This is a genomic window from Cupriavidus sp. GW823-FHT07A04 (genome assembly GCF_058794615.1).
Window position 1 is genome coordinate 132,430 of sequence record NZ_JBXAHA010000016.1, and the last position, 15,482, is coordinate 147,911.

Sequence of the window (15,482 nt, forward strand, 5' to 3'; positions counted from 1 at the left end):
TCACTTTGTCACGTTGAACTGGAGGGACACCGGGCGCCGAGTGATCGAGCTGGTGTAGAGGATGCCGACGCTCACGCCATTAGTGATCGCGTTGACCGTGATCTGCGGTTCGGGGGTCTGGGCCACGCCCTCCTCGAGCCGCAGTTGCGCGCGGATCCGGCCTCGCGTCGCGGGGACATTGAGGGGCTCGCCGATCATGCGCGGCAGGCCGCCGCCGTAGTCCGGGTGGAAGATGTAGTCGGGCGGGCCACCGTCGACGCCGTCTTCCTTGGGGTTCGTGGTGAGCCGCCGCACGATCCGCTGGTTGGTGCGCAGGTCTGCGGCAGCCGTGCCGAAGTCGCCTGTGGGCGACGTGCCAATGTCCCCGCCCACCCAGTGGTTCAGGTCATTCAGTAGTTGCTGGGTCATCAGCCGCCCTTTACCGTCGAAGTCAGATGGGAGTTCGTCATCTGCTGATTCGGCACGTCCGTGGGCGAGCCCACCGCCGACACAGGATGCGTGTGGCTGTTGAATAGCTGCATGAAGAGCGCCGTGACGAATGCCTGCAGCGTCTGCCCGGCAGCCCCAAGGCTGATTGAGGGCGCCGTAACGTTGGCCTGGCCGCCGGCCATCACGTTGACGTTGCCAGTGGCCTGGATCGCCACCGTGGGCGCTGTCGCGTCGATCTCGACCTGGCTGTTGATCCCGACCTTGCCGTCGTTCTTCAGCCTGACGAATGCGCCAGCCTGATGCGTCAGGAAGAACTCGCCAGACTGCGCGCCAGTCGGCCTGGCGCTGTCGCTGTAGAGGCGCCCCGAGACGTAGCCGTTCTCGATCTCGCCCCCAAAGAACTTCACCTCGACCTGGTCGCCTGGCGTCACCGGCGCGTCAATGCCCCACCCATTCCCAACCCACGGCGAAGCCACCGGCAGCCAGCCGGTCAGCGTTGCATCTGGATAGTCCGGGTCCTCGGGCTGCAGCCGGACCCGCGCCGAGGCGGTGCCAGGGTCGTAGCTGGTCACGATGCCCACCTGGACCTGGGCGCGGCCGGCCTGCGCCATCTGCGCCGCCAGGCGCATCTGGTTCTGGATCTGCTGCATCATGGCGACGGTACCGAGTCGGGGCTGTGGTTCTTGGCGGAGAGGGTCATGCCGTAGCCGCCCTGCACGCTCATCGAGCGCGTAACCGATTCAACGTAGTAGTCCTGGTCGAAGGCGGTACCGGTGCCGGTGAGCCGCACCAGCACGGTCGCGGTGAGGATGTTGTCGCCCGGCAGCATGGCGCGCAGCTTCATCTCGTGCTGCGTGATCTCGGCATGCGTCTTCTGGGCCAACTGCGTGGCCCCATCCTGCGTCAGGCCGCCTCGGGTGATCGAATAGACCTGCTGGTTACCGAATGGCGACGCCTTACCCGGCTGCGTCGTCTTTCCCTTGCTGGGGTAGTAAGCGGTGAAGCCCTTGCTCTGCTTGGCGTTCCATGACCGCACCACCACCGTCACGCCCTTGGCCACCGTCAGGCTGTGCGAGAGCTTCAGGTCCTTGACGTTCGCCGTCGGGTTGCCCGCCTCGTCGACTTCCCACCGCAGCTCATAGGTGTTCGGGTTCGCTTCGGGCGCCGTCGGCGCGGTCGCATTCAGCTGTTCTTTCAGGTCGTGGTAGAGCTGCTTGTACAGCGCGCGCGTTGTCGAGGATCTGCGTGGCCTGCCCGGTCTTCGCCAGGCCGGCCTGCTGCGCGGCGGCAGCGCCGGCGGTGTCGCCCGCTGCGGTAGCGGCATCCTTGGTGGCCAGGTCCGCCAGCGCGCCCTGGTTGAGCGCCTTGGCCTTTGCTTGCTCGGCTGCCCAGGCTGCGGAAACCTCGTCGAACTCCTTCTGCAGCGCGGTCTTGTCGACTGGCGTCGCCGTCACCGTCACAGTGTCGGTCGGGCGCGGCTCGAAATGCAGCTCCCTCCCTTTGACATAGACGTTGAAGCCCTCCTGTGCCGCCAGGTAGGTGAGCAGATCCCATTCGCTGCGCTGGTCGACCATGCGTCGTAGGCGTAGAAGGTGCCGGCGGCCGTCGTGGTGGCCGTCACCACCGGCGTCAGCCCGTGCGCCAGCGCCAGCTGTGTGGCGATCTGCGAGGACGTCAGGTTCTGGTATTGGATCGACGTCTTGGTATCGATGAACGCCGCGGTGAGGTCGCGCCCTACCAGATCGATGGTGGTCGCCACCGGGTCGTAGTCGATATCGTCGACGCGCCCGTAAATGAGGCTGGTCAGATCCGTTTCGCTGAAATTCGTCGGGTCGGCGGGGAGACCGGCAAATATCTCGACGAAGGCTTCCTTCTGCTGCGAAAGCCAGTTCGCATTCGTCTCGGCCGGCAGCGCGTTGGCCGCGAAGCTGACCCGGAACGTGTCGGCCTGGTAGAACGTGTTGTCGTAGGTCGACCATTCCACCCACGCGGGCACAATGATGCCGGCCACCTTCACGATCGCGCGCGGTGAGCGCGCCACCGGCTGAACGGGAAGTGTGTTGAGCATGGATCAGGAGTTCAGTACACCACCGACATCGTCTTTCGAGGGCGGGATCGTCACGGTATTGACGCCCGTCAGTTGAGGGTCCGCGCCAAGCTGCGGGTTGGCCTTGGCGAGGCCCGTCCAGGCCATCGCGTCGCCGTATTCCTTGGCGGCGATGTCCAGCAGGTTGCCGCCGGCGACTGTGATCTGCTTCGCGCTGGCATAAATCGAGCCGATATTCATCTGCGAGCGCCCGACCACGCGATCGAGCTGCACCAGGGCGGGCAGCTGCTGCGCCGCCACGATCTGGTTCGAGATCGTTTGCACCTGCTTGGCGATCGGGTTGTTAGGCTTAGCGGACCGTCGGTGCTGACCGGTGCAGTGAAGTGCGGCGAGGTGAAAAGCGCTTAATAAGTAACTTTGGTGCGAGGGAGGGGACTCGGTTTCTATTTAAAATCAGTCACTTAATAGCTACGAGCGTAGTTTTGGCGTAATCCATTTTCGGGGTGCCCAATAGAGGACTCGCGCACTCTGGTGGGTGTGACGCAAGATGCCCGAGATGCACAACCATACCCGATACGGATGGTCGCCCGCCACACTGTATATCCATACAGTTAACTCAACTATCCGCGCCCGGCTTAGGACGACTCTTATACTGGATATCCATACAGTATCAGTGAGAGAGACATGTTCGCCTGCGCCCCCGATACCGTCTACCTGTACAGCCAGTCCCGCGGGGCCGCGCGTTTGGCCATCCGCTGCCCCCATGTCACCATCGACGATCCGCTGCTCACCGCCGACACCTGGAACCCCGAGGTCGAAGCAGCCGCACAGGCCGCCGGCGCGACGCTGATCCTGTCCGGGGTCGACACCGCGTCGCTGAAGGCGCTGCCATGGAGCCTGGACCGCCTGGCATTCGATCACGCCGGCGCGCGCCTGAGCTTTAGTCTGGCCAACGTGGACTTCCTCGGCCCGGACACCATTCGGCTGCGCACCCGCGGCGAGCGCCACTATGCCACCCGTCAGGAGGTGGCATGTTCCCTGTGACCTATCAGGCTGCCTCAATCTTCCTGGAAGCCCAGTTCCTGCCCGGCGACACGGCCGAGTTGCGCCTTGACTGCGAAGGCGTCACGGTGTCGGCCAGCGCCGTGACCGTGCACGGCATCGAGACGCGCCACATCGAGAAGATGATGTGGACGGCCGATTACCTGTCGTTCGAGCAGGACGGCCAGCACCACCGGATCAAGGTGGCCCGGCCGGCGGTGAAAACGCCGCTGCGCGCGCTGTTCCCGCGCCGCTGACTAGCTGCAGCCGCCCCACGATGCCCCCCGACACCCCAGAGAATTGGGTACGCGCGCTGCGCCACGCCGTGCGCGGCGGCACGCCGGATGCCTATGGTGATCCGTTCAGCATGCAGCTGTACCTCCTGGACCCTGACGGCCAGCCGGTCCATACGATGGACGGAAACGCTCATCATGAATTCCTGAGGGGCTGGTTCAAACGTTTCGTGCTACGCACTGACCTTCCCGAGCAGGATGCCCGCGTCTGGACATGCTTCTGCCCATGGTCGAACACGATGACCGACAACCCGGTTTTCCTGACCCACCTGGTCGGCGGCGGCATCGACAAGATCTTCACCTCGGCGACGTGGCAAGATGCGCAGGACAAGCACCGGCGCGTCTCGGAAAAGGCGCGCCGGGTGTTGCCACTCACGCCGCTGCCAGGAGATGAGGATGTGCACTAACTACGCCCCGGTGCAGCGCCAGCTGCTGCGCGACGTCTTCGGCGTCGAGCCGCCGCCCCTCGACTACCCGCCCGAGACCTGGCCGGACTATGCCGCGCCGATCATCGTGGCCAGCGACGACGGCGCGCGCCAGGCGCTGGTGGGGACGTTCGGCATGGTGCCCAAGAGCCGGATCCCGCCGGGCGTGGCCAAGTTCGACACCACCAACGCGCGGTCGGAGACGGTCGGCGAGAAGCGGTCGTTCTCCGGCCCCTGGAAGAAGGGCCAGCTCTGCCTGGTGCCGGCCACCAGTTTCTACGAGCCTAACTACGAGAGCGGGCCCAAGTCCGTGCGCTGGCGGATCTGGCTGAAGGATGAGCCCGAGTTCGCCATCGCGGGTCTGTGGCGGAATTGGCCGGATGGCGTGCTCTCGTTCACCATGCTGACCATCAACTCGGACAAGCACCCGCTGATGAACCGCTTCCACGCCCCTGGCAAGGAAAAACGGATGATCGTTATCGTGCCGAGGGCGGAATGGGACGACTGGCTGACGTGCCGGGATCCGGAGCGGGCGCGGAGCTTCATGCGGCCCTACCCGCCCGAGCTGATGGATGCCGAGGCGGCGCCGCGCGCGCCGCGGGCAAAGGCAGCCGAGTAGCCCTGCCAATCCCGCCGAGAGAGTTATGTTCTATCGGACCTAACTCAGCTAGAGTGCCCCCGGGTAAAACGCGATTGCCCTACATTCCCTTCAGCACCCGCTTCCTCCCGGCCGCGGGTGCTTTTTTATAGACGCAACGTACGCAAGTCGGACGATGCCCTATGGCACCATCCTGGCGGCGCGCCTACAACGGAAGCACTGCCCCACAGGATCCAACCATGCCACCGCGCGCGCCGGCGCCGAAGCTGGCAGACCTCTCCCCCATGCTGCTGACGGAACAGAAATCGGTGCCGCGCGGCGGCGGCTGGCACTTCGAGATCAAGTACGACGGGTACCGCATGCTGGCCACCACCGGCCAGGTCGAGCTGCAGTCGAGCGGCGGGATAGATGCGACGAAGTGGTTCCCCGAGCTGGCTGACGCGCTGGCCGCCCTGCCCGCCGGCAACATCTTGGACGGCGAGGTCTGCGTTCTCACTGACCTGGGTATCAGCGACTTTAACCGGGTGCACCGCCGCGCCTTGCGCCGCGGCTGGTATAAAGGCGCCGATCCAGTGGCCTACTGCATCTTTGACCTGATTGTCGGGCGCGGGCGGGATCTACGGGGTCAGCCCATTGAGAAGCGCAAGGCGGCGCTGCAGAAGCTGTTGGCCGAGCCGCCGCCCGGGCTACTGTACGTGCAGGACGTCGAGGATGGAGAATGGCTCTACGGCAATGCGCTGGCGCTGAAACTGGAGGGCATCGTCGGGAAGCGGGTGGGCAGCACCTACCAGGCGGGCGTGCGCTCCCGGGACTGGGTGAAGGTCAAGCGGCCGGGGGCGGTGCAGGCGCAACGCTTCAGCCGAGGGCCATGACGAGGATGCGTGAAGGTGGCATGCGATAATCCTCGCCCCAACCAACCCGAGGACATCTCCATGACGGCCCGAGCAAAATTCGCTGAAGCGCTGAAGGTATGGCTTGTGCACGAAACTTGGCACACGAGCCACCCTCTCGACGAGAATCGCTTCCACCGCGCTGTGAAGGCCGTGAATGAGACAGTCGGCACCGATTGGAGCGAGCAAGACTTCCATGACGCCGTGTATGCCAATATCGGCAATGGAAAAAAGGAAGCATTCGGCGAGTACGTGAGCGACTTCGCGTCGATTGCACTTCACCTGCGTGACTACGCAAAGCTGGGGTAAGCGATCGGCCTATTGGCAGGCGGCCACGGCCGCCTTCAGCCTGACCTCATACCCGGCCCGCAGCGCCAGCTCCCCCAGCGCCGCCCGGAAGAACTCAAAGTCGCTGGCGCCGACAGGCACCTTCGCCAGCGGCCAGTCCGGCTCCGGGATCTCGGCCGTCTTGCACTGCACGGCCACCGGCACCCTCACCTCCACCGGTTTCTCGATCACCTGCGGCGTGGCGGCGCAGCCGGCGAGACTACAAAGCGCAGCGCAAATTATTCCCAAAATATTCCTGCGTGCCGCCAACGCCACGAAATCTCGATTTTTCGCAATTTGGAAATTCATAGCCCCTCCCGTCCAGCCGTGAAGGTCTGCCGCAGCCCGTGCAGCGATGCACACTGGTCCGAGCCCGGCACCTGCGCCTGGATCTTGCCGGCCAACAGCGTGTACTTGGACTGGGCCGCCTGCGCTTCAGCATCGGCCTTCGCGGCTTGGTACTGGCGCAGCTTGGCCTGCGCCTCGATCGCGGCTACTGCAGCGTTCTGCGTCGACACCGAGTCCGCCAGCGCCTGGTTGTCGCCCTTGGCCTTGACCAGGTCGGACTTGGCCTGCGCCAGCTCAGCGCGCGCCGTATCGCGCTCGCCGCGATAGACCCAGACCGATCCGCCGGCCAGCGCCAGGATGATCAGCACCGCAGCAAAGAAGATTCGCTCGGGCGTGGCGAAGACGGCCTTCAGCGCCGTCCCGATGGCGTCAAGAATCAGCATGGTGGATGACCTCCGTGGGCGTGAATTGGTAGCCTTCCCTGGCGTACTTCTGGGCGATCCAGAGCGGGAACGGCATGTCGTGGATGCCTTCGTCCTTGCCGGTGTGGTGGGGCTTGCAGAGCAGCAGGCCGTTGACCGTCATGTCGTCCACGAAGGCGTAGGGGTTGGCCGGGTCGAAGTGGTCCCAGTCGAACGCTGCCGCGTGCGGGCCCAGCGCGCCGGCGCGCGCGAAGGTGGCCACGCTCGCCCAGTCGATCATGTTGGCCAGCGAGCGTTCAATCGGATGGTGATGCGCCTCGAGCGGATGGCCGCTCTCTTCTGCCGTGGCGCCGCAGATGAAGCAGCGTCCGCCCTCGCGCGCGATCAGCGCCTTCTTGGAATGCAGGAACAGCGGCGTGGTGGTGCGCGCCTCGTGCCCAGGCAGCAGCACGTCGACGGCCAGGGTCTCTTTCTCTTCGTGGGTATCCGTGACAGCCATAGGGGCCTCAGAATGCAAAAAACCGCCGGAAGGCGGCTGGAATGAGGAAAAAGTGGTGGGACTGCGAGAAATGTTGGCGGAGCGTCAGCAGCCCCAAAAAAAAGAAAGCCCCGAGGGTTTAGCTCGGGGCTTTACGGTGGCCGGAATTGAACCGGCGAGCAGCGCTAGTCCTATGGCGCCGCGTCCCTGCCTGCGCACAGCGTCCCGTGCGCATTCACCGCAGTTAGATAATAACCTGCTTCAGCAGCCCCACCCCGCCGGGAACTCGGCCAGGGGCACCGTCTGCCCGGCCAGCGCATGCGTGCAGTCGCCCAGGAACTGGATGTGGCCGTCGGTCACGAAGGAGTGGCAGGTCTTCTTGACGTACGGGATCTGATAACTCGAATCGGCGCGCTTGCGCGCGACCTGAGCGCGCAGCTCATCGGGGTTGCCTGCAGCGGCCGGCTCATCCCACCAGGTCAGCACCGACGGCGTGAAGGTCGGCCACTCGACGTCGCCATTCCATCCCCAGCATGGCCCGTCGCCGGAGCCGTGCTGGATACGGTGCGGACCATCACACCCGGGGCACCAGAAGGAAAGCCCGTTGCCGGGCGAGTCATGCAAAACCTTCGATAGCACGCTCATACGACCTCCAGTACTGTTTTGGCCTTGGCCCAGAAAGCGCGCCGCTCGGCAATACCATTGATCCCGCCGTTGATCGCGCGCGTCAGCCCCACGAAATCGCCAGCATCGGCAAAGCGATTCAGGTTGTGGGTGTGCCAGTACCAGCCGGCGGACGCGGCCGCGTGCACGGGTTGCTCGAGCAGCTCGGGCTGCGTCAGCAGGTCCAGGTGCAGCCCGAAGCCGCACAGCAGGTAGTTCTTCCGGCCGGTGACCTGGATCAGGCCGCGTCCCATGAACCGCTTGCCGTCGCCGGGCTCGACATTGCCGAGATCCGCCCTACCCTCATACCGACGCTGCGCCGGGGTCGGCCCCCAGATCTCGCGCAGCAGGCGCAACTGCCCGGATTCGTGCGCGACTTGCGCCAGGAAGGCCGCCGCGCGCGTGGGCGTGTTGACCTCGAACTGCAGCATCGCGGCGGCCAGCGGCGCGGCGAACGCGTCGGCGCGCGCGCCGGCCAGCGGCATGATCGCGTGCAGCTGCGCGGCGGTGACAAGAAGGTCAGCCATGATTGCCCCCCGTCACCGCGTCGCGCACGTCCCCCGCCACCTCGGCCAGATCCTTGTCGCGGCGCTTCTCGATGAAATTGAACAGCCAGCGCACGATGGCCCAGCCCGGCAGGCCACAGGCGAACACCACGCCGAACAGCGCCACCAGGCCGATGTAGTCGTGCGTCCAGGCCTGCAGCCCGAACTTCTGCACGACAGCCGCGCCGCCGGCGACGCTGGATACGACGGTAGAGATCAGCCCTACCGCCCACTCTCTTGGGCTTCGTGGAGTCATCATCATCATCACTACGAGTGCGGCCAGGCCGGATGCGCCGGCGGCAACCGCCGCTGGCCCGCCGAAGGCTTTGAAGGCAGCGGCGCCCGCCGCGCCGGCTGCGGCGCTGCCGCTGATTGGTTCGGACATTTGTGACCCCGGAAATGGAAAACCCGCTCTACGGCGGGCATTAAAAAGCCCGCGCGAGGCGGGGCAAACAGAAACCGCCCAGAGGCGGCTTGTGGACGTCCAGAATTCTGCTGCTTGACATTTAGCCCCTAAAGGGCTATCTTCCCGCGAACTGGGTAACGCCCCTGCGCCGCCCGCCACCCCGAAAGGACGATCATGAACCGGACGTTTCGCGCCTTCACGCGCCTATTTGAGACCAGGCATGCTGTACACACCACCGACCACCGGCGACCTCACCCAGTTGAAAACCCAACTTGGGCTGACCGGCAAGGGGATGGCCGAACTGTTCGGCTTATCCGGCGATCAGCAGTGGCGCAAGTACACGGGTGGACACGACCCGCGCCAGATGAGCGCGCAGATGCTCTTCTTCGCGATGGCGCGCCTCGAGCTCGACGAGGAGACTGTGTGCCGCGTCCTCGAAAGGATGCGCCAAGCCGGCGCCACCATCGATCTTTCTGGGGCCGAGCAATGAAGGGCCTCGCAGCATCATTTCTCGGCATGGTCGTGATGGCGTGCAGTGGCTGCGGAGGCAGCGGGGAGGGTTCGAAGTCTGCTGCGCCGGTTGACCCCGCTCCTGAAACACCGCCGACCATCTTGGTCGAGTTCTATGGCGACTCCACCGCGTGGGGCTACGACCCGGAAATCGAGGCGCAGTCCAGCTCAAGCGAGCCCGCCATATTGCAGGCGAAACTGCAGTCCGCATATGGATCGAGATTTGTCGTGTCCAATCAGGGTGTTGCTGGAACCACTCTAGCGAACCTGATCACCGGCACGGACGGAAAGCATCTGCCGTGGCAACAACAGATGGCATCGTCGAAGGCCCAGGTCGTCGTACTGAACCATGGTCTGAACGATGCGAAGAATGGCATTGGCGAGTCCACTGACGAGTACCGCGTACTGCTTGGGCAATTTGTGACGATGGCCCGATGGTCGGGCAAGATTCCAGTGTTCGACGAGCCGAATCCATCATGCGATCCGCTGCGGACCAAGCTGCCCGAGTACGTCGCCGTTATGCAGGACGTCGCAAAGAGCATGCAGGTGCCAATTGCCTCGCAGTACGCCCCGATCTCCGCGATGCCGAACTGGCAGTCCTATGTTGCCAAGGACTGCGTACATCCAAACAGCGCGCTCTATGCGATCAAGGCAGAAAGGCTAATGGCTGTCATGGGGCCAGTTATTTGGCCCCGCTTCAGGTGGTGAGTGCGCGGTCAGCGCTTCGCCGCGACCCCGGTGCCCGCCCACAGCACTATCCTGTTTGCCAGCTTGCGGCCTGCACCGATTGACCACCGCTCAACCGATGCGTATCCACCCCATGCGAGAAGGATTGAGGCCGGGATGGATACGGCAAACACAAAGAGCGGCGGCGCGATCCCCGGGCCCGGAACTCCGAGATGCGCGGCTGCCCGCCCCGTCAGATAGAGAACCGGCGGATGCAGCAGATACAGGCTGTAAGAGACCTTGCCGAGAAAACGAAGCGGTGCGGACATCAGAAACGCGTGGAACGCCCCCCGCCTAACTCCGGCTAGCAGCGCAGCCGAAGCAGCTGAAAGCAGAAGAATCCCGCCAGGCTGAGACGAATAAGCCAGGCGCTCAAAGGCGAAAACGGCGATGGCTAGCGAGCATAGAATGGCACCGCGAACCGGTATCGCATTGTCGCCGCCCTTGGCAACCGCAATCCCGACCTGAAAGCACAGCAGATAGGAGAGGGTCGGGCTCGGGTAGGTGATCAGCGTCAGCGCTGCCAGCGCCGCCAATAGCGCCATGTCGGCATAGCGACCGCCACGCGAACCTAACGCCAAACTCACGAGCAGAAACACTGAGCCGATCAGCTCAACATACATCGTCCAGGTCACGGCGTTGACGCGAAAGCTGAATAGAGACAGATTGCCCAGCACGTCTGACAGCGACAATCCCGGCACAAAAACAGCCCCGTACCAATTGGAAAAAACATCGCCTCCGGCCTCAGGCGGCGCCAGCCACAACACAATCAGCATTAGCACGACGGATGCCCACATCGGTGGCAACAGGCGAAAGAGTCTGCGCACGATGTAGCTGGGCACATTCCCAGATTCAGGACTTTTTCGAGTCAGCGACAAAGTCAAGACATAGCCGCTGAGGACGAAGAACAGTACGACGGCTGCCGTGGGGTTAAACAGTGCTGATACCAGGCTGATTGAGCGCTGCACGACGGTCTGATCGGCAAACGGAGTTGCCCAGAACGCAGGGTTGCCATCGATCCGTAGTACGGCGCTCGCATGCGCAATCACTACTGCGAGCGCGGCGATACCCCGCACGCTCTCCAAGCGCGGGTCGAATCCAGTTTTCTGCTCTGAAAGCATGCTCTAGTAGCCTCATATCAACCGCAGAAGTCAGCGGCCCGCGTATTGTATCGCCAGCCAGACCATGCGCACTATTGAGGAGAGGTCGGCCATTTAATAGTGTTCGGGAATCCACTCTGCTCCGGCATATCCCGCAATTCCTGCCGATACGACACGTATCGCGCACGGGTCATCTCTGGGACATCTGGAAGCTGAGTCCAGTCTGTGGCCACCAGCAATGCATCGCGGCGTGCGCGAGCATTTGCCGCCAGATCAACCGGGGTCGGCGGCGGTGGTTCGCATGGCTCCAGCGTTGCCGGCAGAACCAGTTCCCCGCCATGCGCAGCGGTAAAGACGCGCGCGCCCTTCTCTCCGGTCACCACCACATCATCATCAAGGGCGAAGATTTTCTGCGTCAGGGTATCTTTGAAAGTTTGCATTTTTGCCTTTATCGAAGTTCGTACCAAGTGGTTAGCGTGCCGGAACTGCTGATAACAACAGAGTAAGTGGCGCCCGCCGGCACGATGGCCGTAAAGAGAAACGCTTGACCAGAGCCCCCCACGTTACTGAAATTACCAACCTGTGATCCCCCGATGTTAAGCGCCACTGCTTGCCCGGAGTTGACCGTACTCTGCACGAAGATTTCGATAGGCTTACCCGTGCTATTCGTGTACGTAGTACCAAACGCACGCGAGGCGGTTAGATTTTGAAGCGTCTGCCCAACGCCGAATACCTGGGACTGGTTGACAGCCTGATTCGCAGACGTCGATGCTGCCGTAGCGAGAGCCAGTGGAGACGCAGTGTTGGTGAGCTGCCCTTGGTTCACCGCATGGTTGCTCTGCGTCGCGGCTGCCACCTGCAGCGCGCCGCCCGTGCACTCAAGCAACACCCACGAGCTGATGTCCGCGCGCCAGACTGCCTGGCACTTGCCGCCAGCGACAATCTCCCCGCCCTGCAGCGCGCTGTGCGCGCCGCCTACTAGCGGCTGAGCACCCAGGCCGTTGACGTTCAGCGTCGACGCACCGCCGTTCGCGGTCTTGGCCTTGAACCACACCACCATGCCGTCGGTCAGTGCGGTGATTGCCGGGCTGTAGCTGACGGCGTAGCCGTTGGCCGCCCCCGTGTCCACCGCAGTCGTCAACGCGTTCTGCTGGATCGCGTGCAGCAGGTCGGCCGGCAAAATTGGCGCGTTCGCAGCCTGGGCGATGCTGGCCGAGGTGATGGTCGTCTGGCCGTTGGCGACGGTCACCACCCACAGCCCGGTGTAGCCGGCATCCGGGGCCGGCGTGGTCTGCGTGCCGGTGGTGGCCGAGACACCGGCCTTGACCGTGATATTGACGATGCCCTTGCGCGCGGTGGCCTGCTGAGCGCCGGAGTTGCCCGGCCCCGCCCACGCCTGCGTGGGGTTGCTAGCGTTGTAGTACGGCAGCGTGCTCAGGCCAGTGTCCGTGTCGAGGTAGGCCGCCTGGATCAGGTAGTTCACGCTCTGGCCGGCCGTGGCCGGCGCCGGGCAGCTCAGCGTCACGGGGTCGAGAGAGATCCCCTGCTTCAGGATGCTGTGCGTGGTGTCCGCCGCCAACGAGGAATAGGCGGTGGCGTCGACGTTCGCGAGGCTGTAGATCTCGCCCGCGTTCACGACCACCTGCAGCGAGGCCGGGCCGGTGGGCACGCAGCCGAGGCCGTTCACCACGGTAGCGGTACCGAGCATCGCCGCAGCCATCTTGGCCAGCGCGATCATCGCGTACTTGTTCGTGTTCAGCAGGTCCGTCTCAAGGGGGATCTGGCCCGGATAAACGATCTGGCGGTCCATTTAGGCTCCGGAAATGAAAAAGCCCGCACGAGGCAGGCTGTAGCTGTACTTCGGTTGCTGCCTATCCATGCAGCGCGGTGATCGGCATGGGACAGTGGAAAAAAACGCTGAAGGGGGGGCGCGTCGCGCACGCCGCGCGCTTGTTGGCGCTACGGATTCCCCCGTCTTGGGGGATCGTCCTGCGGCTGCATCGACGCAAAATACCGACGGCCCGTTAGATTGGGACTTGCTAGCCCTTCCCACCGAACTTCTCCGTCACAAGGATCTTGCACTGATGCACGCGAACAGCTGCTCAACCGCGACTCAGCAAACACAGCCCACGGCACAGCAGCTAGCTGAGCGACGAATCCGAGCGCTCGCGGATATGCTAGAGGAGGCTATCAGGAGCAGCTCTCCACCTAGAGCTTCGGGCGCAAAAACCTACCGCGCGGGCACCTCACCGACTCAAGCCCACACCCGATAAGGCGTCCCCGGCTCCGGCGCGACGACGATGTCGCCCAGCGCCGCCGTCTCGCCGGCGGTCAGCGGGCGCTCCAACCGCATGTTCACGTGCCAGCCGGGCACGGGCGCCGGCGGCGAGATCACGTTGCCATCGGCATCCCACGTGCCGCCCTCGTAGATCGTGCCAATGCTCGAAAGGTTGACGCCTTCAGCGGCCATGCGCTGCGCAACGCCGTCCGCGTCGGTGTATTCGACCGTCAGGCCGGCGGCCAGCAGCGCAGCACGCGTGGTGTCGCGGTCGGGCCCGCGCAGGTAGTAGTCGTGGAACATAGTCACCTCACGCGGTCAGGGATTGGAGATCGGTATTGGAAAGGCGGCGCGGGATATAGCGGGCATTGCGCAGACAGCTATTGAGCGCCTCACTGCCGACCCCTTGATTCGTCCCGCCAAGCCGAAGCGCACTCACGGATGGCACGCCCGAGAGCGCCCACGGCACGGCAGCAGCGCCATTCATCGAAGCCGCAAAGTCGTTTACCCTGTAGGCAAATGCGAGCTTGCACACTGCCCCTGCCGCTGGCGCAGCCCCCACCGAGAAGGATTGGGCCGTCCCACCGATCGTCGCAAGTACTCGGGCATTTCCGCCTGAGAAGTAGGCGACCATTCGATTCGAGATCGACCCATCGTGCAATGCCACAATGCCGGCCGCTCCGACGGTGGCCACCGCAGCAGGTGCCAGAGCCTCTGCGTATATCGTTCCCTCACTCGGATTGAATGCGAGCTTGGTCAGGTCAGTAATGGCAGCACTATCTGCGGCGCGGGTGGCTTGGGCGGCAGTCGTGGGGACGTAGCTCGTGCGAAAGGCGCCCTGCGCGAGATCGCCTCCCCACGCGTAGATGCCAGACGTCCCATCGCCAGTGGTCGCAACGGAATCATTCGGCCAGAAATCTCCACGAAGCGCCGTCTCGGTCGACGTAGTCACCGTGAGGCTGCACCGATACCACCCATTCGGCAGCGGCGTGATTGCTGCGCTGGCGCCGGTGAACGTCCCTCCTGCGGCAGCCGCAGTGCTGATGGTTCCATTCGCCAGATTGAACTTGACCGATCCATTGTTCGCTACGGCGCCGGAATCAGAGATAAATAGGTGGACGGAATTGAATTCGGCAGCCTTGAAATGCCCGGTGATCGTGTAGGGCAATGCGCTGGCGGCCTTGGCAATACCGGCTTGCCTTACCCCGTTTGCAGTACTCGACCCCATCACCGCCGCATTGTTGACTACCAGCTTGTCAGCCGACACAGTGCCGTCCGGCGCTGCTGCCGCATTAGCGGAGACCGTAGTCGCCGCCTTTACCCAGGCGGCATTGTCGAACTGCTCGGAATAGAGCAGCAGATTCGTCCGCGACTCCTCCACCAGCAGCCCCCTAGCCGCCAGCGTGATAGGGTCATAGTCCAGGCTCGGCACGTTGGCCGCATCCTGCACCAGCACCCCGCCGCTGCTAAAGCGCATGCGCGTCGACGCCCGCGCAAAGGTGATCAGGTCGGCAAAATTTCGATTGAAAAGCATCCTTCATCCCTTCGATTTGAACACGCTGGTGGTGCCATACGGCCAGGTCGGGTCATCGACCCATGCACGGTAGCCATTGGCGACGAAATCGAGCTGCGCCGTCGGCTCGTTGAGCGCCAGGAAGTCCAGCGACAACGTTCCCAGCCGGAGGTCATCACCGTCGTAGCGGCCCGAGCGCCTACGGCAGACCACTGACAATCCCAGGCCGAGCTTCATAGGCCCACCAGATCGAGGGCAGTCGTCCCTGTCGCGTTCACGCGCAGCGCCCGGATGGGCAGCGTCTCGCCGGATGGACAGTTCTTGAATGTCACCGCCGTGCCATCGCGGCGAATCGCAACGACATCCCCGCCGGTACCGACTCGGATGCTGTTCGCCGGCCGCGCAAAATTGTTGGCCGCGCTGTCGCTCGGTGTGATCGCGAAGTAATCGAACGAGGGATCGGTAAGGCTCGGGGGATTGTTCTGAAACGGATCAGGCATGGC

The 15,482-nt window shown here is 63.9% G+C and carries 26 protein-coding genes; 8 read left to right on the forward strand and 18 right to left on the reverse strand.

Going from position 1 to position 15,482, the window contains the following annotated elements; all coding sequences use genetic code 11:
* The 5 genes from AC1Q7Q_RS26470 to AC1Q7Q_RS26490 all read right to left on the reverse strand — a co-directional run bounded on the left by AC1Q7Q_RS26470 (position 1) and on the right by AC1Q7Q_RS26490 (position 2,800).
* The gene (locus AC1Q7Q_RS26470) at positions 1–408 is read right to left on the reverse strand and encodes a phage tail protein (RefSeq protein WP_492370691.1); all 408 of its coding nucleotides are present in this window, start codon (positions 406–408) and stop codon (positions 1–3) included.
* On the reverse strand, positions 408–1,082 hold the full coding sequence (locus AC1Q7Q_RS26475; RefSeq protein WP_492370692.1) for a phage baseplate assembly protein V: 675 nt from the start codon (positions 1,080–1,082) through the stop codon (positions 408–410). Before AC1Q7Q_RS26475 ends, AC1Q7Q_RS26470 begins: the two co-directional genes overlap by 1 nt.
* Positions 1,079–1,753, reverse strand: coding sequence for a hypothetical protein (locus AC1Q7Q_RS26480; protein WP_492370693.1), 675 nt, complete (start codon positions 1,751–1,753; stop codon positions 1,079–1,081). The genes AC1Q7Q_RS26475 and AC1Q7Q_RS26480 overlap by 4 nt, the downstream gene beginning before the upstream one ends.
* A 132-nt stretch (positions 1,754–1,885) precedes the next feature.
* On the reverse strand, positions 1,886–2,497 hold the full coding sequence (locus AC1Q7Q_RS26485) for a hypothetical protein (protein ID WP_492370694.1): 612 nt from the start codon (positions 2,495–2,497) through the stop codon (positions 1,886–1,888).
* Between the two features lie 3 nt (positions 2,498–2,500).
* Entirely contained in the window at positions 2,501–2,800 is a 300-nt protein-coding gene (locus AC1Q7Q_RS26490; RefSeq protein WP_492370695.1) for a hypothetical protein, read from the reverse strand.
* 360 nt (positions 2,801–3,160) lie between these two features.
* Between AC1Q7Q_RS26490 and AC1Q7Q_RS26495 the strand changes: the two genes are divergently transcribed.
* The 6 genes from AC1Q7Q_RS26495 to AC1Q7Q_RS26520 all read left to right on the forward strand — a co-directional run bounded on the left by AC1Q7Q_RS26495 (position 3,161) and on the right by AC1Q7Q_RS26520 (position 6,032).
* Complete coding sequence (locus AC1Q7Q_RS26495; protein ID WP_492370696.1) at positions 3,161–3,520, forward strand: hypothetical protein; 360 nt, start codon at positions 3,161–3,163, stop codon at positions 3,518–3,520.
* Positions 3,508–3,774, forward strand: coding sequence for a hypothetical protein (locus AC1Q7Q_RS26500; RefSeq protein ID WP_492370697.1), 267 nt, complete (start codon positions 3,508–3,510; stop codon positions 3,772–3,774). Before AC1Q7Q_RS26495 ends, AC1Q7Q_RS26500 begins: the two co-directional genes overlap by 13 nt.
* Positions 3,775–3,794: 20 nt before the next feature.
* Positions 3,795–4,217 carry a hypothetical protein gene (locus tag AC1Q7Q_RS26505; RefSeq protein ID WP_492370698.1) on the forward strand — a complete coding sequence of 141 codons (423 nt, stop codon included), beginning with the start codon at positions 3,795–3,797 and terminating at the stop codon, positions 4,215–4,217.
* On the forward strand, positions 4,207–4,854 hold the full coding sequence (locus AC1Q7Q_RS26510) for an SOS response-associated peptidase (protein WP_492370699.1): 648 nt from the start codon (positions 4,207–4,209) through the stop codon (positions 4,852–4,854). Before AC1Q7Q_RS26505 ends, AC1Q7Q_RS26510 begins: the two co-directional genes overlap by 11 nt.
* Before the next feature lie 218 nt (positions 4,855–5,072).
* Positions 5,073–5,705 (forward strand): ATP-dependent DNA ligase, encoded by a 633-nt coding sequence (locus AC1Q7Q_RS26515; protein ID WP_492370700.1) that lies wholly within the window; start codon positions 5,073–5,075, stop codon positions 5,703–5,705.
* A gap of 60 nt (positions 5,706–5,765) precedes the next feature.
* Positions 5,766–6,032 carry a hypothetical protein gene (locus tag AC1Q7Q_RS26520; RefSeq protein ID WP_492370701.1) on the forward strand — a complete coding sequence of 89 codons (267 nt, stop codon included), beginning with the start codon at positions 5,766–5,768 and terminating at the stop codon, positions 6,030–6,032.
* Positions 6,033–6,041: 9 nt separating this feature from the next.
* Here AC1Q7Q_RS26520 and AC1Q7Q_RS26525 read toward each other — a convergent pair whose 3' ends face one another.
* From AC1Q7Q_RS26525 to AC1Q7Q_RS26550, 6 genes are all read right to left on the reverse strand, one after another.
* Entirely contained in the window at positions 6,042–6,326 is a 285-nt protein-coding gene (locus AC1Q7Q_RS26525; RefSeq protein WP_492370702.1) for a hypothetical protein, read from the reverse strand.
* 29 nt (positions 6,327–6,355) lie between these two features.
* Entirely contained in the window at positions 6,356–6,781 is a 426-nt protein-coding gene (locus tag AC1Q7Q_RS26530; RefSeq protein ID WP_492370703.1) for a hypothetical protein, read from the reverse strand.
* On the reverse strand, positions 6,768–7,259 hold the full coding sequence (locus AC1Q7Q_RS26535) for a hypothetical protein (protein WP_492370704.1): 492 nt from the start codon (positions 7,257–7,259) through the stop codon (positions 6,768–6,770). Before AC1Q7Q_RS26535 ends, AC1Q7Q_RS26530 begins: the two co-directional genes overlap by 14 nt.
* 240 nt (positions 7,260–7,499) lie before the next feature.
* Positions 7,500–7,883 (reverse strand): ubiquitination-like system serine protease family protein, encoded by a 384-nt coding sequence (locus tag AC1Q7Q_RS26540; RefSeq protein ID WP_492370705.1) that lies wholly within the window; start codon positions 7,881–7,883, stop codon positions 7,500–7,502.
* Positions 7,880–8,428, reverse strand: a complete 549-nt coding sequence (locus AC1Q7Q_RS26545; RefSeq protein ID WP_492370706.1) for a glycoside hydrolase family 19 protein — start codon at positions 8,426–8,428, stop codon at positions 7,880–7,882. The genes AC1Q7Q_RS26540 and AC1Q7Q_RS26545 overlap by 4 nt, the downstream gene beginning before the upstream one ends.
* The gene (locus AC1Q7Q_RS26550) at positions 8,421–8,831 is read right to left on the reverse strand and encodes a hypothetical protein (RefSeq protein WP_492370707.1); all 411 of its coding nucleotides are present in this window, start codon (positions 8,829–8,831) and stop codon (positions 8,421–8,423) included. Before AC1Q7Q_RS26550 ends, AC1Q7Q_RS26545 begins: the two co-directional genes overlap by 8 nt.
* Before the next feature lie 241 nt (positions 8,832–9,072).
* Here AC1Q7Q_RS26550 and AC1Q7Q_RS26555 point away from each other — a divergent pair, with 241 nt between their 5' ends.
* Both AC1Q7Q_RS26555 and AC1Q7Q_RS26560 read left to right on the forward strand, forming a co-directional pair.
* Positions 9,073–9,342, forward strand: coding sequence for an XRE family transcriptional regulator (locus AC1Q7Q_RS26555; protein WP_492370708.1), 270 nt, complete (start codon positions 9,073–9,075; stop codon positions 9,340–9,342).
* Positions 9,339–10,070 (forward strand): SGNH/GDSL hydrolase family protein, encoded by a 732-nt coding sequence (locus AC1Q7Q_RS26560; protein ID WP_492370709.1) that lies wholly within the window; start codon positions 9,339–9,341, stop codon positions 10,068–10,070. The genes AC1Q7Q_RS26555 and AC1Q7Q_RS26560 overlap by 4 nt, the downstream gene beginning before the upstream one ends.
* Positions 10,071–10,078: 8 nt before the next feature.
* Here the strand turns inward: AC1Q7Q_RS26560 and AC1Q7Q_RS26565 are convergent, their stop codons facing one another.
* The 7 genes from AC1Q7Q_RS26565 to AC1Q7Q_RS26595 form a co-directional block, all read right to left on the reverse strand.
* The gene (locus AC1Q7Q_RS26565) at positions 10,079–11,209 is read right to left on the reverse strand and encodes an acyltransferase family protein (protein ID WP_492370710.1); all 1,131 of its coding nucleotides are present in this window, start codon (positions 11,207–11,209) and stop codon (positions 10,079–10,081) included.
* 71 nt (positions 11,210–11,280) lie between these two features.
* On the reverse strand, positions 11,281–11,628 hold the full coding sequence (locus AC1Q7Q_RS26570) for a tail fiber assembly protein (protein WP_492370711.1): 348 nt from the start codon (positions 11,626–11,628) through the stop codon (positions 11,281–11,283).
* A gap of 8 nt (positions 11,629–11,636) precedes the next feature.
* Positions 11,637–12,998, reverse strand: a complete 1,362-nt coding sequence (locus tag AC1Q7Q_RS26575) for a hypothetical protein (protein WP_492370712.1) — start codon at positions 12,996–12,998, stop codon at positions 11,637–11,639.
* 444 nt (positions 12,999–13,442) lie between these two features.
* Complete coding sequence (locus AC1Q7Q_RS26580) at positions 13,443–13,775, reverse strand: hypothetical protein (RefSeq protein ID WP_492370713.1); 333 nt, start codon at positions 13,773–13,775, stop codon at positions 13,443–13,445.
* Between the two features lies 1 nt (position 13,776).
* A complete protein-coding gene (locus AC1Q7Q_RS26585) occupies positions 13,777–15,000 on the reverse strand; it encodes a phage head spike fiber domain-containing protein (RefSeq protein ID WP_492370714.1) in 1,224 nt (407 codons plus the stop codon).
* Positions 15,001–15,003: 3 nt separating this feature from the next.
* A complete protein-coding gene (locus tag AC1Q7Q_RS26590) occupies positions 15,004–15,216 on the reverse strand; it encodes a hypothetical protein (protein ID WP_492370715.1) in 213 nt (70 codons plus the stop codon).
* Complete coding sequence (locus AC1Q7Q_RS26595) at positions 15,213–15,479, reverse strand: spike base protein, RCAP_Rcc01079 family (RefSeq protein ID WP_492370716.1); 267 nt, start codon at positions 15,477–15,479, stop codon at positions 15,213–15,215. The genes AC1Q7Q_RS26590 and AC1Q7Q_RS26595 overlap by 4 nt, the downstream gene beginning before the upstream one ends.
* Positions 15,480–15,482 lie beyond the last annotated feature (3 nt).

Coding starts and splice junctions, on each gene's coding strand:
- AC1Q7Q_RS26470 (WP_492370691.1), bottom strand. CDS start 408: ATGACCCAGCAACTACTGAATGACCTGAACCACTGGGTGGGCGGGGAC.
- AC1Q7Q_RS26475 (WP_492370692.1), bottom strand. CDS start 1,082: ATGATGCAGCAGATCCAGAACCAGATGCGCCTGGCGGCGCAGATGGCG.
- AC1Q7Q_RS26480 (WP_492370693.1), bottom strand. CDS start 1,753: ATGCCGCTACCGCAGCGGGCGACACCGCCGGCGCTGCCGCCGCGCAGC.
- AC1Q7Q_RS26485 (WP_492370694.1), bottom strand. CDS start 2,497: ATGCTCAACACACTTCCCGTTCAGCCGGTGGCGCGCTCACCGCGCGCG.
- AC1Q7Q_RS26495 (WP_492370696.1), top strand. CDS start 3,161: ATGTTCGCCTGCGCCCCCGATACCGTCTACCTGTACAGCCAGTCCCGC.
- AC1Q7Q_RS26500 (WP_492370697.1), top strand. CDS start 3,508: ATGTTCCCTGTGACCTATCAGGCTGCCTCAATCTTCCTGGAAGCCCAG.
- AC1Q7Q_RS26505 (WP_492370698.1), top strand. CDS start 3,795: ATGCCCCCCGACACCCCAGAGAATTGGGTACGCGCGCTGCGCCACGCC.
- AC1Q7Q_RS26510 (WP_492370699.1), top strand. CDS start 4,207: ATGTGCACTAACTACGCCCCGGTGCAGCGCCAGCTGCTGCGCGACGTC.
- AC1Q7Q_RS26515 (WP_492370700.1), top strand. CDS start 5,073: ATGCCACCGCGCGCGCCGGCGCCGAAGCTGGCAGACCTCTCCCCCATG.
- AC1Q7Q_RS26520 (WP_492370701.1), top strand. CDS start 5,766: ATGACGGCCCGAGCAAAATTCGCTGAAGCGCTGAAGGTATGGCTTGTG.
- AC1Q7Q_RS26530 (WP_492370703.1), bottom strand. CDS start 6,781: ATGCTGATTCTTGACGCCATCGGGACGGCGCTGAAGGCCGTCTTCGCC.
- AC1Q7Q_RS26535 (WP_492370704.1), bottom strand. CDS start 7,259: ATGGCTGTCACGGATACCCACGAAGAGAAAGAGACCCTGGCCGTCGAC.
- AC1Q7Q_RS26540 (WP_492370705.1), bottom strand. CDS start 7,883: ATGAGCGTGCTATCGAAGGTTTTGCATGACTCGCCCGGCAACGGGCTT.
- AC1Q7Q_RS26545 (WP_492370706.1), bottom strand. CDS start 8,428: ATGGCTGACCTTCTTGTCACCGCCGCGCAGCTGCACGCGATCATGCCG.
- AC1Q7Q_RS26550 (WP_492370707.1), bottom strand. CDS start 8,831: ATGTCCGAACCAATCAGCGGCAGCGCCGCAGCCGGCGCGGCGGGCGCC.
- AC1Q7Q_RS26555 (WP_492370708.1), top strand. CDS start 9,073: ATGCTGTACACACCACCGACCACCGGCGACCTCACCCAGTTGAAAACC.
- AC1Q7Q_RS26560 (WP_492370709.1), top strand. CDS start 9,339: ATGAAGGGCCTCGCAGCATCATTTCTCGGCATGGTCGTGATGGCGTGC.
- AC1Q7Q_RS26565 (WP_492370710.1), bottom strand. CDS start 11,209: ATGCTTTCAGAGCAGAAAACTGGATTCGACCCGCGCTTGGAGAGCGTG.
- AC1Q7Q_RS26570 (WP_492370711.1), bottom strand. CDS start 11,628: ATGCAAACTTTCAAAGATACCCTGACGCAGAAAATCTTCGCCCTTGAT.
- AC1Q7Q_RS26575 (WP_492370712.1), bottom strand. CDS start 12,998: ATGGACCGCCAGATCGTTTATCCGGGCCAGATCCCCCTTGAGACGGAC.
- AC1Q7Q_RS26585 (WP_492370714.1), bottom strand. CDS start 15,000: ATGCTTTTCAATCGAAATTTTGCCGACCTGATCACCTTTGCGCGGGCG.
- AC1Q7Q_RS26590 (WP_492370715.1), bottom strand. CDS start 15,216: ATGAAGCTCGGCCTGGGATTGTCAGTGGTCTGCCGTAGGCGCTCGGGC.
- AC1Q7Q_RS26595 (WP_492370716.1), bottom strand. CDS start 15,479: ATGCCTGATCCGTTTCAGAACAATCCCCCGAGCCTTACCGATCCCTCG.